The sequence below is a fragment of the Leucobacter sp. L43 genome (assembly GCF_016597785.1).
GTDB classification, from domain to species: domain Bacteria; phylum Actinomycetota; class Actinomycetes; order Actinomycetales; family Microbacteriaceae; genus Leucobacter; species Leucobacter alluvii.
In genome coordinates, this window is the sequence record NZ_JAENJG010000001.1 from 792,473 (window position 1) to 806,878 (window position 14,406).

15 protein-coding genes and 1 other RNA gene are annotated in these 14,406 nt (G+C 67.0%); 1 reads left to right on the forward strand and 15 read right to left on the reverse strand.

Annotation, left to right across the window (positions count from 1 at the left end):
• Position 1 precedes the first annotated feature (1 nt).
• From JE033_RS03660 to JE033_RS03715, 12 genes are all read right to left on the reverse strand, one after another.
• Positions 2 to 628, reverse strand: a complete 627-nt coding sequence (locus JE033_RS03660) for a copper resistance CopC family protein (protein ID WP_200329532.1) — start codon at positions 626 to 628, stop codon at positions 2 to 4.
• Complete coding sequence (locus JE033_RS03665) at positions 625 to 1,368, reverse strand: YcnI family protein (protein ID WP_200329534.1); 744 nt, start codon at positions 1,366 to 1,368, stop codon at positions 625 to 627. The genes JE033_RS03660 and JE033_RS03665 overlap by 4 nt, the downstream gene beginning before the upstream one ends.
• 66 nt (positions 1,369 to 1,434) lie before the next feature.
• Positions 1,435 to 2,040: a hypothetical protein gene (locus JE033_RS03670; protein ID WP_090147771.1), complete on the reverse strand. Its 606-nt coding sequence runs from the start codon at positions 2,038 to 2,040 to the stop codon at positions 1,435 to 1,437.
• 55 nt (positions 2,041 to 2,095) lie between these two features.
• Positions 2,096 to 3,592, reverse strand: a complete 1,497-nt coding sequence (locus JE033_RS03675; protein WP_200329536.1) for an amino acid permease — start codon at positions 3,590 to 3,592, stop codon at positions 2,096 to 2,098.
• 46 nt (positions 3,593 to 3,638) lie between these two features.
• Positions 3,639 to 3,833, reverse strand: a complete 195-nt coding sequence (locus JE033_RS03680) for a hypothetical protein (protein WP_200329538.1) — start codon at positions 3,831 to 3,833, stop codon at positions 3,639 to 3,641.
• A gap of 13 nt (positions 3,834 to 3,846) precedes the next feature.
• Positions 3,847 to 4,219: a transfer-messenger RNA gene (gene ssrA / locus JE033_RS03685) on the reverse strand.
• A 153-nt stretch (positions 4,220 to 4,372) separates the two neighbouring features.
• Positions 4,373 to 5,002, reverse strand: coding sequence for a TetR family transcriptional regulator (locus JE033_RS03690; RefSeq protein ID WP_336661457.1), 630 nt, complete (start codon positions 5,000 to 5,002; stop codon positions 4,373 to 4,375).
• Positions 4,999 to 5,475, reverse strand: a complete 477-nt coding sequence (smpB, locus tag JE033_RS03695; protein ID WP_090147763.1) for an SsrA-binding protein SmpB — start codon at positions 5,473 to 5,475, stop codon at positions 4,999 to 5,001. The genes JE033_RS03690 and smpB overlap by 4 nt, the downstream gene beginning before the upstream one ends.
• A gap of 144 nt (positions 5,476 to 5,619) precedes the next feature.
• Entirely contained in the window at positions 5,620 to 6,534 is a 915-nt protein-coding gene (gene ftsX / locus JE033_RS03700) for a permease-like cell division protein FtsX (RefSeq protein WP_090147760.1), read from the reverse strand.
• Entirely contained in the window at positions 6,531 to 7,694 is a 1,164-nt protein-coding gene (gene ftsE, locus JE033_RS03705) for a cell division ATP-binding protein FtsE (RefSeq protein ID WP_090147758.1), read from the reverse strand. The genes ftsX and ftsE overlap by 4 nt, the downstream gene beginning before the upstream one ends.
• An 87-nt stretch (positions 7,695 to 7,781) precedes the next feature.
• Positions 7,782 to 8,891 (reverse strand): peptide chain release factor 2, encoded by a 1,110-nt coding sequence (gene prfB, locus JE033_RS03710; protein ID WP_090147755.1) that lies wholly within the window; start codon positions 8,889 to 8,891, stop codon positions 7,782 to 7,784.
• Positions 8,892 to 8,979: 88 nt separating this feature from the next.
• Positions 8,980 to 10,443 carry a PLP-dependent aminotransferase family protein gene (locus JE033_RS03715; protein ID WP_090147753.1) on the reverse strand — a complete coding sequence of 488 codons (1,464 nt, stop codon included), beginning with the start codon at positions 10,441 to 10,443 and terminating at the stop codon, positions 8,980 to 8,982.
• A 61-nt stretch (positions 10,444 to 10,504) separates the two neighbouring features.
• Between JE033_RS03715 and JE033_RS03720 the strand changes: the two genes are divergently transcribed.
• Positions 10,505 to 11,152, forward strand: coding sequence for a YitT family protein (locus JE033_RS03720; RefSeq protein ID WP_090147748.1), 648 nt, complete (start codon positions 10,505 to 10,507; stop codon positions 11,150 to 11,152).
• Positions 11,153 to 11,178: 26 nt separating this feature from the next.
• On the opposite strand, the gene JE033_RS03725 is transcribed toward JE033_RS03720, so the two are convergent.
• From JE033_RS03725 to JE033_RS03735, 3 genes are all read right to left on the reverse strand, one after another.
• The gene (locus JE033_RS03725; protein WP_090147747.1) at positions 11,179 to 12,594 is read right to left on the reverse strand and encodes an APC family permease; all 1,416 of its coding nucleotides are present in this window, start codon (positions 12,592 to 12,594) and stop codon (positions 11,179 to 11,181) included.
• Between the two features lie 152 nt (positions 12,595 to 12,746).
• Positions 12,747 to 13,547 (reverse strand): ABC transporter permease, encoded by an 801-nt coding sequence (locus JE033_RS03730; protein ID WP_090147744.1) that lies wholly within the window; start codon positions 13,545 to 13,547, stop codon positions 12,747 to 12,749.
• Positions 13,544 to 14,404 carry an ABC transporter permease gene (locus tag JE033_RS03735; RefSeq protein ID WP_090147742.1) on the reverse strand — a complete coding sequence of 287 codons (861 nt, stop codon included), beginning with the start codon at positions 14,402 to 14,404 and terminating at the stop codon, positions 13,544 to 13,546. Before JE033_RS03735 ends, JE033_RS03730 begins: the two co-directional genes overlap by 4 nt.
• Positions 14,405 to 14,406 lie beyond the last annotated feature (2 nt).

The window sequence follows — 14,406 nt, forward strand, 5'->3', positions numbered from 1 at the left end:
GTCAGGGTTCCGACCGCGGTCGTCGCAGAATGATGAAGGCCGCAGCGGCTACGGCGATCACGGCGAATCCGCCGACTCCGACTCCGATCCAGAGTCCGCTCACCGGGCTGCGGGTCTCGTCTGACCGGGACTCCTCGGCGGCATCCCCGGCGCCCGCTCCATCGGGGCCGGGCTCGACACCGGGGCTCGCGGCAACGGCTCCGCCGCAGAGCGGGGTCTCCGATCCCGCCCCCTCAGCGACATCGCCCCCGGGCGCAAACGTGAACGAGTAGTTCTCGGCGATCGGGTGGCCGTCGGACGACACCACACGCCACTGCACCTCGTACTCGCCCGGGGCGCCGAGCTCGACCGGCGCCGATACGACGGGACCGGCGAGCGTGGGGCAACCGGTCTCGTAATAGCGCCCATCCGGGCCGATGACCCGCACCAGGTTGCTGTTCTCGAGTCCGAGCGGCGCATTGTTGAACTGCAGCGCGATCTCCTCGAGCGCATCGACCGATGCCCCGTCGACCGGGTCGGCGCTCACCAGCTGATCATGCGCGTTCGCCGCAGTCGAGACCAGCGGGAGGGCGGCGAGCGCCAGCAGGGCGCCCGCCGTTCCTACCAGAGCCTTGCGCGTGAGGGTCACGCCGATGCCTTCCGCGTCCGTGAGAGCGCGACCGCCCCGAGCAGCACGCCACCGGCGGCGATCACGAGCGCAGCGATGCTCAGTCCGAGGGTGACCCCGCCCGCGTCAGCTGAGGCTTCCGGGGCTTCCGCGGCGGCACCGGCGGCAGCGTCCTGGTCGCCCGAGCCGGCATGATGATCGTCGGCCGGAGGTGCGTCGTTGACCCAGAGCACGGGCGCTGGGTCGAGGGTATCGTCTTCCTCGATCTGCTCCGGAGTCGCGGCCCATTCAACCACTGTGCCATCGCTGTACGTCTGGGTGACGGGGATCGCGATGCTCCCCGTGTCGGCTACGGGGCCGACCGAGAGCGTGAACATCTGCACCTGCCCGGGCGCGATCCCTCCGCCTTCCGCCGTGTACACGACCTCGGTCGGCGCCTCGCTCACCTCGTTTCCGAGCACATCGACGGGCTCTGGCAGCGTCTCTTCCGTGACCTCGGCCGTCCATCCTGCGACGGGCTGATACGAGACGTGCGTGAACGGCGTGTCCTTCGGCAGGTGGAATTCGAGCTTCGTGGTGCTCGCCGTATCCGATTCGGTCGGAGCCCGGAAGGTGAGGTACGACCATCCTCCCGCTTCGACCTGATCGGGGGTGACCGTGACGTGGGCGGAGGCCGCGAGGGGCGCCGCGATCGCGAGAAGCGCTCCTGCGCCGATGCCGACGGCCGCGCGCGTGAATTTCTGGGTACGGGTGTGCTGCATGAGATGATCTCCGTTTGACTGCGTGCGGGCGTGACGACGTCGCGCCCGCGATGAAGGTGGGTGGGGTCAGGCCGCGCGCGGCGGACCCCTCCGTCGCATCTCAGTCAGGCTGGTCAGGCGCGGGGCGATGAAGCGCCACGCCGCCAGCACGGGCCGAGGATCGCCCTCGGGCCTGGGGGACCAGTCGAACAGCGCGGCGACGCGCTGCAGCCTCGCAAGGCCGAGAATCGCGACGAGCGCGCGTTCGCCGACGCCGATCGCCAGCACGGTCAGCACTGCGGCGCACGCGTGGGCGATCCACATCGCGTGGCCTCCGTGCTCGAGGTGCACTGCGGCTTCCGCACCGCCGAACGGCAGGACCTGGGCAGACTGGGCGAGCTCGTGCTGATGCCCACCAGCTCCGAGTGCGAAGGATCCCCCGCCGAGCCCGAGGCTCAACAGACCGTGGAAGGCGAACTGGCTCGCTCCGACTGCGAGCGCGAGCCGCGTCCACGAGAGCCTGCGGCCGGCGAGCGCGATGCAGACGGGCGCCGAGAAGACCAGGGCGAGCAGCAACCCGAGCACCGGAACGGAGCCGCCATCAGCCACCGCGTGCGAGAAGACCGCGATGAACGACGCAATCGCCGCGACGACGAGCCCCCGGCTCGTCCGTTCGGCTCGCGATGACGTCACACTCTGATCCTACCTCGGCGTCACCGCAGCGGAGGAACGAGGCGGGCGCGGGGTATCACGGACGCCCGGCCCGCCACTCCTCTGCCGACCGCCGCTCCTGAGCCGCCTTCGCGATGTGATCCGCACGCAGCCGCGCATGCTCCGGGTTCTTGCGCAACAGGAGATATCCGATCCCCACGACGATGAACCACACCGGCGTGGCGATGAGCCCGATCAGCGTCTCGGGATCCTGCGTGAACGCCCACAGCAGGAAGACGAAGAACGCCATCACCACGTACGGCATCGATCGGCCGAGGGGCATCCTGAACGCGCTCGCCGCGTGCTCGTGCGGACGACGACGGCGATAGACCAGATAACTGATGAGGATCATCGTCCACACGAACATGAAGCAGAGCGACGAAATGGTCGTGACCACTGAGAACCCGGCCGATTTGTCGAGCCCGGTGAGCAGCAGCACCAACGAGCTCAGCAGCAGCACGCCGGTCAAGAACAGCGCGTTGCGCGGCACCTTCGCGCGCGTCAGCTCGGCGAACAGCCGCGGCGCATCGCCGCTCGTCGCAAGGGTGTACACCATGCGCGAGGTCGAGTAGATGCCGGAGTTCGCCGACGAGGCCGCCGACGTGAGCACGACGAGGTTCACGAGATGCGCCGCCGCACCGATGCCTGCCAGCGAGAAGAGCATGACGAAGGGTGATTCGTCTTTGCTGAACGCGACCCAGGGCACGACCGAGATGAGCACGACGAGCGATCCGACGTAGAAGAGCAGGATGCGGATCGGGATCGCCTTGACCGCCTTGGGCAGGTTCTGCTCCGGATTGCGCGTCTCGGCCGCGGCGGTGCCGACGAGCTCGACGCCGACGAAAGCGAAGACCGCGATCTGGAACCCCATGATGAACCCCATGAACCCGCCGCCGAAGAAGCCGCCGCCGATGGTGAAGAGGTTCATGAGCGACGCGGTCCCCTCGATCGTCTCGCCCGTGTGGGTGTCCGTGTACTGGTTCGTGAAGCCCGTCGCGATGAGCACGATGCCGGCGATGATGAGTGCGACGATCGCCACAATCTTGACCATCGCGAACCAGAACTCCGTCTCGCCGAATCCGCGCACCGACGGCAGATTGAGGAGCATCAGCAGCACGATGACGGCGACCGCCGGAATCCAGGTCGGCAATACGGGCAACCAGTACTTCACGTAGACGGAGGCGATGACGATGACATCGGCGACACCCGTCACGACCCAGCAGAACCAATACGTCCAGCCGAGGAAGAAGGCCGCTGCCGGCCCGAGGATGTCTCCGGCGAAATCGGCGAAGTTGCGGTAGTCGGTGCGGCTCAGGAGGAGCTCGCCCATCGCCCGCATCACGAAGTACAGCATGAAGCCGATGATCATGTATACGAGCACGACGGACGGACCGGCCACCGAGATCGTCTTCCCGGAACCCATGAACAGCCCGGTGCCGATCGCACCGCCGATGGCGATGAGCTGGATGTGCCGGTTGCTGAGGGCCCGCTCGAGCCCGTGTTCGCGAGGGAGCTGCGCCCCAGATTTCAACATGTCCCGCTGCATTCCTTTCCTGCGCCGCCTCGATGCGGCATCGGGCTCAGAGCCCCCGATCCACCGTATCGCGTCTTCCGCGCATGAGCGCACCGCGCCCGCTGAGCGGGATGCGGCGGGCGCGTGCGCCCGGTGCGACCCGGCGCAGGCGATGCAGTCGTCGACCCGAGCGCGCTCCGAGGATCGGGGCGGACGAGCCACTCGTGCTGCGTCGAGCATCGAACTCGACACCCCAGTGCATGATGCGAACGTATCGGTGGAGCCGCGGGGAATTGAACCCCGGTCCACTTCGACGATTCCGTGCCTTCTACGAGCGTAGTTCGTGAAAACGTTCTACTCGGCCCCGCACTTTGCCACGAACACCTAGTGCGACAGACCCAGCCTCAGAAAAAGTCCCGATACGCCCTGAGACTCGACGTACCAGCAAGCTTCCTAGATGACGCCAGAAAAACGGGGCGGAAGCTCACCCGATCTGACGGACTCGGTCTCGTGCTTAGGCAGCGAGAGCGAAGTCGGTGCGCTTAACGTTGGCACCTATGGTTTGCGAAGGGCGTTTACGAGATAACTCCGCGTCCTCGGCCCGCTTCTCACAGTCTCAAAATCGACGTGTCGAAACCGATCGGCCCCGTAGGTGCACCGGATTAACCGGTGCGGTCGGGACGTTCGCATCATGCACTGTGGACTTGTCAGTTCCGGCGCGAAGGCCGGTTCCACCGGTGAATCACCGGAACGTCCAGTCTACCAGCTCGGGCGACGCGGGGCGAGTCTCTCCCCCTTCGCTCATTCCGCTCGCAGCGCACGCGGGTCGACACCGAGGCTCCACCCCGCGACGTCGGCCACGAAGTGCCGGAACGCGGGATGCTCGAAGGGTGACGCGTTGTTCGCATAGACGCCGATCGCGTCGACCGCCATGTAGATGCGGGTGCTCGCCCCGACCGGGTCGGTCGTCTGGAATGCACCGGACGCGACTCCCGCCTCGATCAGCGCGACCATCCGCGCCCGGTCGAGGGATTCCTGCTCGTCGATGGCGACGGCGAGGTTCGGTACCGCCCGCGCGAGGTGCCTCGCATTGAGCCAGAGACGGCACAGCTCGACGGCCTCCGGGCTCTCGGCTCGCCGAACGAACCCTGACATCTGCGCCAGCGGCGCATCCTCCTCGCCGAACAGCCAATCGCGCTCGGCCGTCACTGCGAGCACGAACGCTTCGATGACGAGCACCTCGACGGCGGAGAAGTAGTGGCTGATCAAGCCGGGACGAACCCCGAGCGGCTCGGCTACCGCGCGGAGCGTCACGCGCTCGAGGCCGTCACGGCGGGCGATGGCGGCGGCCTCCGCGAGAATCTCGGCCCGACGCACCTCGGCCGACTTGCGCACCCGCGACGGGGAAGCATCGCCTCCCACGCGCGTCACTCGCCCATGCGGTTGCGCTGGCGCATGGCGCGCTCGGCTTCGCGCTTGTCCTGCTGCTCGCGCAGCGTCTGCCGCTTGTCGTACTCGCGCTTACCGCGAGCGAGCGCGACCTCGACCTTCGCGCGGCCGTCCAGGAAGTACATCTTCAGGGGGACGATCGTCATGCCGCCCTCACGCGTCTTCTGCCACAGCTTGTCGATCTCCTGCCGGTGCAGCAGCAGCTTCCGCTTGCGGCGCGGCGCGTGATTCGTCCACGAACCGTTCAGATACTCGGGAATGTACGCGGCATCGAGCCACGCCTCACCGTTCTCGATGAAGACGTATCCGTCGACGAGCGAGGCGCGCCCCATGCGGAGGGACTTCACCTCACTGCCGGTGAGCACCATTCCAGCCTCGTAGGTGTCGAGGATCTGGTATTCGTGCCGAGCCTTCTTGTTCGAGGCGATCAGCTTCTCGCCGGTCTCCTTGGGCATGGCACATCCTCTCTCTCGCGCGGCCGGACCTCCCAGCATAGCGCGATGCGCACCGGCAGTACGCAGGCGATCCGCGTTCTGCGAGGCCGCACGCGGGCGCGGCAGGGTGCGGAACGCGGATCGCTGCGCCGATCTCCGGCTTGCCTACACCCGCAAGTAGCGGGTGATCGCAATCTTCGCGGCGATGGCAGAGAGCACCACGCCGACGAGTATGAGTATCGGCGGCACCACGAGCGATTGCTCGACCGTGATGTAGCTCGTGAACGGCACCTCGGTCGCCAGGAATCCCTGGACGAAGAACTTCACGATCGCGACGGATGCGGCGCTCGCGAGCACCGCGCCGATGAGCGCGGCGATGATCCCCTCCAATATGAAGGGCGTTTGTATGAACCGGTTCGAGGCGCCGACGAGGCGCATGATGCCGATCTCCCGACGGCGTGAATACGCCGACAGCCGGATCGTGGTCGAGATGAGGAGCATCGCGGCGATGAGCATGAGACCGGCGATGGCGATGGCGGTGTAGCTCGCGACGCCGAGGAACAGGAAGATGCGATCCAGTAGACTGCGCTGATCCGAGACGCTCTGCACGCCGGGGATGCCGGCGAAGGTCTCCTGGATGATGTCCGAGCGCGACGGGTCCTTCAGTTTGATCCAGAACGTCTGGTTCAGCTGCTCCGGTCTCGTGATCTCGACGATCGGGTTGCCCTCGAACTGCTTCGTGAACTCCTCGTACGCCTGATCGTGATCGACGAAGAACGAATCGTCGATGTAGGGAGCGAGCGTGTCGGAATCGAGCGCGGCCTGCACGGCGGCGATCTCCTCCTCCCCGGCATCCGTCCCCGAGCACGTCGCACTCTGGTCGTAGTCGGTGCACAGGTAGACCGCGACCTGAGCGCGGTCGAACCAGAACGTCTTCATCTGCTGGATCTGCAGCTGCATCAGAATCGCTGCGCCCACGAACGTGAGCGATACGAAGGTGACGAGCACTACCGAGATCACCACGGAGAGGTTGCGACGGAAGCCGCTCCAGACCTCTCCCAGTACCAGTCCCACCCTCATCGCACGGGCCCCACATCTGTCTGGTCGTCGTCTGGTCGTTTCAACCCGAGGCGTTCGGCGAGGCTCCCGGTCTCCGCCATCTGCACGGGGTCGAGGGGCTGGGCCGGCTCGAGGAAGCTCGGGATGGCGCGACCGTGCGGGCCGTCCGCGTGCACCGTCTCATCGATGTCGTCGTCATCCGCGTCATCGTCGCCGAACGGGTGGGGCTCCTCGAATACCGAGGCCTCCTTCGGGCGCTCTGCGGGCGGAGCGACGGGATCGTGCCGCTCCTCGATCTCCGGATCGGGGGCTGCCGCCGCGACGACCTCTGCGGCGGCGTCGACGAGTGCCGGATCGCGTTCCGCGCTGCCCTGCACCGCTGCCGACCGCGCGGCCTCGTCGAGCATTTCGGGCGCGAGTGCTGCACGCACCACGGCCTCGGAGGTGCGCAGCACCTGCACGCTCGCGTCTGAAAGATCTGCGATGGGGATGGAAGCGGTCTCGCCGTAACCGCCGCCCACTTCGTCGCGCACGACGACGCCCTGCGAGAGCTCGACGACGCGCTGCTGCATGATGTCGACGAAGGTCGCTTCGTGCGTCGCCATGACCACCGTGGTGCCAGCGGCGTTGATCGCGCGCAGGAGCTGCATGATCCCGAGGCTGGTCGCGGGGTCGAGGTTGCCCGTCGGCTCGTCCGCCATCAGGATCGCCGGCTTGTTGACGATGGCGCGGGCGATGGCGACGCGTTGCTGCTCGCCGCCGGAGAGTTCGTGCGGGAACCGCTTCGCCTTATTGGCGAGACCGACCATCTCGAGCGTGTCGGGTACCGCCTCCTGAATGAAGCCGCGCGACTTGCCGATGACCTGCAGCGTGAAGGCGACGTTGTCGTAGACGGTCTTGTTCGTGAGCAGACGGAAGTCTTGGAAGACGGTGCCGAGATTGCGGCGGAAGTACGGGACTTTGCGCGAGGAGATCTTGCTGAGGTCCTGCCCCAGCACGTGGATCTTCCCGGCACTCGGCTGATCCTCGCGCAGGATCAACCGCAAGCAGCTGGATTTCCCAGAACCGGAGGCGCCGACGATGAAGACGAACTCGCCGCGGTCGACCCTGAGGTCGATACCGTCGAGCGCGGGTTTCGCGGTGCCCCGGTATTTCTTGGTGACGTTCTCGAAGAGGATCATGACGAGACGACTGTACGCCCTGACGCCCGGGGCGATGCTGAGGCGCGCTGGTGCGGCCTCGCTTCGGGTGAACTCCCAGTCGCGGTCTCAGTCGTTCTTGGAGAGCGAGCGCCACCGGATTCCCGCAGCGATGAATCCGTCGAGATCGCCGTTGAAGACGGCCTCCGGCTGCGAGGCCTCGTGCCCCGTGCGCAGATCTTTGACGAGCTGCTGCCCGTACAGGAAGTAGGAGCGGATCTGGTCGCCCCAGCTCGCCGTGATGCTGCCCGCGAGTTCTTTCTTCTTCGCGGCCTCCTGCTCGCGCTGCAGCAGGAGCAGTCGCGTCTGGAGCACGCGCATCGCGGCTGCGCGGTTCTGGATCTGTGACTTCTCGTTCTGCATCGAGACGACGATGCCGGAGGGGATGTGCGTGATGCGCACGGCGGAGTCCGTGGTGTTGACCGACTGGCCCCCCGGGCCCGAGGATCGGTAGACGTCGACGCGGATGTCGCTCTCGGGCACCTCGACCTCCGTCGCCTCCTCGAGCAGCGGAATGACCTCGACGCCCGCGAAGCTCGTCTGGCGCTTGTCGGCCGAGCCGAACGGGCTGATGCGGGCGAGGCGATGGGTGCCGGCCTCGACCGAGATCGTGCCGAAGGCGTACGGCGCGTCGATCTCGAAGGTCGCGGACTTGATGCCGGCGCCCTCCGCGTACGAGGTGTCGAGCACCTTCGTCGGGTAGTCGTGCTGCTCGGCCCAGCGCAGGTACATGCGCAGCAGCATCTCGGCGAAATCAGTGGCGTCGTCGCCGCCTGCGCCGGAGCGGATCGTGACGACTGCGGCGCGCTCGTCGTATTCGCCCGAGAGCATCGTCTGCACCTCGAGATCCTGAATGACCTTCTCGAGCGCGACGAGCTCCGCCGCGGCCTCCGCCGCCGAATCGGCATCGTCGGCCTCCTCGGCGAGTTCGATGAGCACCTCGAGGTCGTCGAGGCGCTGCTCGACGCTCCGCACGCGCTTCACCCGCGCCTGGCGATGGGAGAGGCCGCTCGTCACCTTCTGAGCGGCTGCGGGATCGTCCCAGAGGTCGGGGGCCGCGGCCTGCTCCTCGAGCTCAGCGATCTCCCGATCGAGCTTGGGCAGATCCAGCACCGCAGCGATGTCTGCGTACGTCGAGCGGAGTGCGCGGATGCGGGCGGAGAAGTCGAGATCGAGCATGGTGCTCAAGCTTACTCGCCGGATCGCCAACGCTGGTGGTCGCAGTTCTGCGCGGCTGAGGATCCGGGGGCCGGTATTCGGGCTCGAGTCAGATCACGGCCTCCGTGAACGGCCGCGCCGCCGCACCGCCCGCCCCGCTGCGCCACGCGCGCGCGAGACGATCCACCGCCTCATCGAGCGTCGCCTCCGGCGCCGAGAACGGCAGGCGCACGAACCGTTCGAATGTGCCCGGGCTCCCGAAACGCGGGCCTGGCGGCAGATGCAGGTCGAGCTCGGCCGCGGCTCGACTCAACCGGGAGCTCGCGCGCTCGCCGATGTCGACCCAGACGCAGACTCCGCCCACCGCCGGCGAGGGCGTCCACTCCGGAACGCGCTCCGCCAGCCGTTCGACGAGGAACCGATGGCGGGCTGTGAGCTGGTGAGACCGTTCGACGAGGATGTCGTCGTACTGCTCGAGCGCGTGGAGTGCGAGCACCTGCTCCCACGTTCCGGTGCCGAGGTCCCCGATGCGGCGCGCCGCCTCCAGGCGTCCGATCAGATCGGGAGCAGCCCGAATCCAGCCCACGCGCATGCCGCCCCAGACCGTCTTTCCGACCGACCCCACCGTGAGAATCGCATCGTGATGATGCTCCTGCTCGGCATGCGCCGCGAACGGGACGATGGGCACCGGCTCCCCCAGCGAGAGTTCAGCGGTGGTCTCGTCGGCGATGATGTACGCACCCTGACCGGCGAGCGCGGTGATCAGGCGCGACTTCAACCCGACCGGCATGCGGAGGCCGGTCGGGTTGTGGTGATCCGGAATGAGATAGGCGAGTTTCGGCGACGTGCGCTCTGCGATCTCCAGCATGCTCGACGCGTCGTACCCGTCGTGCGAGCCGATGCCGCCTCCACCGACCGGCAGCTCGGCGAGCAGCGCACCCGTCGCCGCGATCGCCTCTCTGGCGTGCGGATAGCTGGGCGATTCGACGAGGCTGCGATCCCCGCGTCGCAGCAGGGTGCGGGCGATCAGGAAGATGGCGTGCTGCGCACCCAGTGTCACCATGATCTGCTCCGGCGTCGTGGGGAGGCCGCGCGCGGTGTACCGTTCCGCCAGCGAGGCGCGCAGCTCCGGGAGCCCGAGTGTGTCGTAGCCGATGAGCCGAAACGCGGCAGCGTGCTCCGTCGCGGCGCGCGCATTGAGTTCCGCGAGCCCGCTCCACGGCTCGGGGCACGCGCTCGACAGGTCGATTCCGCCGATCGTGCCAGCCCAGAGTCCCTCCCGCGTCGTTCCGCTGCCGCGCACGACGGTGCCGGAGCCGCGCCGCGAGCGCACGACCGCGGTCTCGCGCAAGCGCTGGTACGCCGCAGCCACCGTGGTGCGGCTCACCCCGAGCGACTCCGCGAGCGGGCGTTCGGCCGGCAGCGTGGTGCCCGGCACGATGCGGCCGTCGCGCACGAGCAGCGTCACGCTGTCCGCCAGCTCGAGGTAGCCGTGCCCCGCCCCGCGCCAGCGTCCGAGCAACTCGGTCAGTCGGCGCGCGCTGAGGCGCTGCCCGGTCCACGTCTCGTTCATGAGGCCACGCTATGCGAATTGGCCTCTTGCTGGCAATGCCAATATGAGGTGGACTGCTCGCATGCTCCGACGATTCGCGCGCCTCATCCCCGGCCTCCTGCTCTACGGCGTCGCCGACGCATTCATGATCCGCGCAGCACTCGGCGTCGACCCGTGGACGGTCTTCGCGCAGGGGCTCTCGATGCAGACCGGTCTCGGAATCGGCATTCTCACCAACATCATCGGGCTGCTCGTGCTGCTGCTCTGGTGGCCGCTGCGCCAGAAGCCCGGCATCGGCACGCTGCTCAACATCATGCTCGTCGGGCCCGGCATCGAGCTCGGCCTGTGGCTGCTCCCGACACCCGGATCATTCTGGCTGCGCGTCGCCTACTTCTCCATCGGGCTGCTCCTGCTCGCCGTCGCGAGCGGCATCTACATCGGCGCGAACCTCGGGCCGGGCCCGCGAGACGGCCTCATGACGGGCATCCACCTGCGCTTCGGCACGCCGATCTGGATCGGCCGCACCGCCGTCGAAGTCACCGTTCTGCTCATCGGCTGGTCGCTCGGCGGAAACGTCGGCGTCGGAACCATCGTCTTCGCCGCGCTGATCGGCCCGCTCTGCTCGATCACGCTCCCCCTCTTCGGCGGCCGCGCGATCCGGCGTCGCGACACGAGCCCCCGCACGACGAAGCCCGCCGCGTCGACCGAGGAGGAATCCCTCTCGGCCTGACACGACGGGCTCCGCCCGCACCGGAGTCAGTCGTCGACCGACACCTTGTTGAAGCCGGTGACGGGCTGGCTCTCGTCGAACGATGCCACCTTCTTCTGGAATCCGCGCGTGATGACGAGCAAGTAGACGAAACCGAGGCCCGTCCAGATCAGGCCGCCGAGCAGCGCGTGCCCGTCGAGGTTCACCCACAGGAGGCCGGTGAGCAACGTACCGATCACCGGCATCACGATGTAGTTGAAGATGTCCTTCGGGGTGCGGCGACGCCCCTTGCGAATCGCGAACCAGGCGATCACCGACAGGTTGACGAAGGTGAAGGCGATCAGCGCGCCGTAGTTGATGTACGCGGCGATCATCTCGAGCGTGAAGGCGATCGCGAGCAGGGAGATGGCACCGGTGAGCACGATGTTGAAGGTCGGCGTGTGCGTGCGCGGGTTCACGTATCCGAAGAACTTCTGCGGCAGTACGTTGTTGCGGCCCATCACGAGCAGCATGCGCGACACCGATGCGTGCGACGCGAGACCCGATGCGAGCGTCGCTGCGAACCCGGCCGCGGTGAGCACCGCGGAGAGCACCGTGCCGCCGACGAGGTCGCCGATGATCGGGAGCGTGCTGTCCTCCACGTACTGCATGTCGCCGCCCGGGGCGAACTCGTTCCAGTCCGGGAAGCGCTGCTGGGTGAAATACCCGGCGATGAGGAAGATCGCGCCGCCGATGACCACGGTGAGCAGAATCGCCTTCGGCATGATCTTCGGCGTCTTCGCCTCCTCCGCGTACATCGTGACGGCGTCGAAGCCGATGAAGGAGAAGCAGACGATGGTCGCTCCGGCGAGCACCGCTCCGAACTCGACGCCGTTGTGGAAGAAGGGCTTCACGGTCACGACGCCGTTCTCGCCGGCGCCGCCGGCGAGCTGCACGATCACCATGAAGACGAAGATGGCCATCACGACGATCGAGAAGATGAGCAGCAGCATGTTGACGTTCGACGTGCCGCGCATCGTGAGGTAGATGACCGTCGTGACGAACAGCACGTAGACGATGACCCAGACGGCGCCGGGGATGCTCGGGAAGAACGCCTCGAGATAGCTGCGCACGATGAGGCAGTTCACCATCGGCAGCAGCATGTAGTCGATCAGCGCCGTCCAGCCGACCAGGAAGCCGACGTTCGGGTGCATCGACTCCCGCGCATACGTGTAGGCGGACCCGGCGCTGGGGATCGCTCCCGCCATCTTCCCGTAGCTGACCGCGGTGAAGATCATGACGATGAGAGCCACGGTGTACGCGAGGGGCACGACGTTGTTCGTGTCGCGCGCCACGAGACCGAACGTGTCGAATACCACCGTCGGGGTCATATAGCCGAGGCCGAGGCCGACGATCGCCCAGAGCCCGAGGCTCCGCTTGAGGCGAGCACCGTTCGACGAGGCCGGTGCAGACAAAGCGGTCATGTTCTCTCCTTCAAGAACGCAGCTGCGTCGCACGACCAGAATCCGCTCGGCAGCCCTATTGCGGCGACGAGGAATTCGCCAAGCACACATCCTGCACCCGCGCGGTGCTGTCGCGCAAGCCGGACGTGCGAATTGCACGCCCGGCCCGACGGCTACACCCGAGCGAGTCGCTTCCGCTTGGAGATGTTCACCATCTGGACGACGACCACGAGCAGCAGCGCCGACACGAACACGATCGACGCCAGCACGTTCGCCTGGGCGGGCACCCCCTTGAGCGCCGACACGTAGATGAACTTCGGGAACGTCGTCGCCGTGCCCGAATTGAAGTTCGTGATGATGAAGTCGTCGAAGGAGAGCGCGAAGCTCAGCAGCGCGGCGCCGATGATGCCGGGCGCCAGCATCGGCAGTGTCACGCGCCAGAACACCTGCCCGGGCGACGCGTAGAGATCGCGCCCGGCCTCCTCGATCGCCGGGTCGAGGCTCGCCACTCTGGCCTTCACCGCGACGACGACGTACGAGATGCAGAACATCGTGTGAGCCAGGATGATCGTGCCGACGCCCTTCTCCACTCCGGCGAGGAGGAACTGCGCTGCGAGCCCGGCCCCCAGCACCACCTCGGGCGTCGCCATCGGGGTGAAGAGCAGCAGACTCACCGTCGATCGTGCCCGGAAGCGGTAGCGCACGAGCGCGATGGCGATCATCGTGCCCAGTGCTGTGGCCGCGACGGTGGCGACGACTCCGATGAGAATGCTGTTCCCGAAGGCGGTGCACACCTGCGGCGCACCGCACGGGTTCTCCCAGTTGCGGAGCGTGAAGCCGCGCCAGAGGATGTTGTTGCGGCCGGAGTCGTTGAAGGAGAACACGATGACGTGCAGGATCGGGAGCAGGAGGTAGATGAGGACGATCGCGCTCATGACGGGCACGAACGCCCTCCCCAGACTGAAGTGCTTCACAGCAGATCCTCCGCCCCGCTCTTGCGCACGTACGTGGCGACGAACACCAGGATGATCACCATCAGGATGATCGAGAGCGCTGCTGCCATCGGATAGTTCTGCGTTTGCAGGAAGTTCGACTCGATGACGTTGCCGATCATGGTCGTGGAGGTGCCGCCCAAGAACTCGCGCGATGCGTTGACGTAGTCGCCCGACATCGGGATGAAGCTGAGCAGCGTCCCCGAGACGATCCCCGGCATGGAGAGCGGGAGCGTGACCCGGCGGAACGTGGTGAGAGGCGACGCGTAGAGGTCGGACCCGGCTTCGAGCAGCCTGAGATCGAGCGCTTGGAGCGAGGCGTACATCGGCAGCACCATGAACGGGATGAAGTTGTACACGAGCCCGAAGATGACGGAGAAATGGGTTCCCACCAGCTCGCTCGGCAGGATCGCCTTCCACGCGAGCGTGCGAAGCAGGAAGCTGATGAAGAACGGCGCGACGACGAGGATCAGCAGGATCCCCTGGAGCATCGGCCGCGAGCGCACCTTCACGCCGATCAGGTACGCGAGCGGATAGCTGATCAGGAGGCCGATGATCGTCGCAGAGATCGCGTAGACGAACGATCGCGCGAGGTGCGGCCCGTACTCCTGCAGCGCGGTCCAATAATTCGAGAACTGGGCGGCAGCGACGTACTGCCCGATCCCGCCGGCGTCGGCGGGAGCTTGGAGCGACGTCAGCGCGAGCTGGAAGAACGGGGCCACGAAGAAGAGCAGCATGTAGGCGACGCCCGGTGCGAGCAGCACCAGCGCGACCCAGCCGCGCTTCCGGGGGGCCTGATCGGCCTGCTTCGCGCTCGTCGAGAATGCGGTGAGAGCCACGA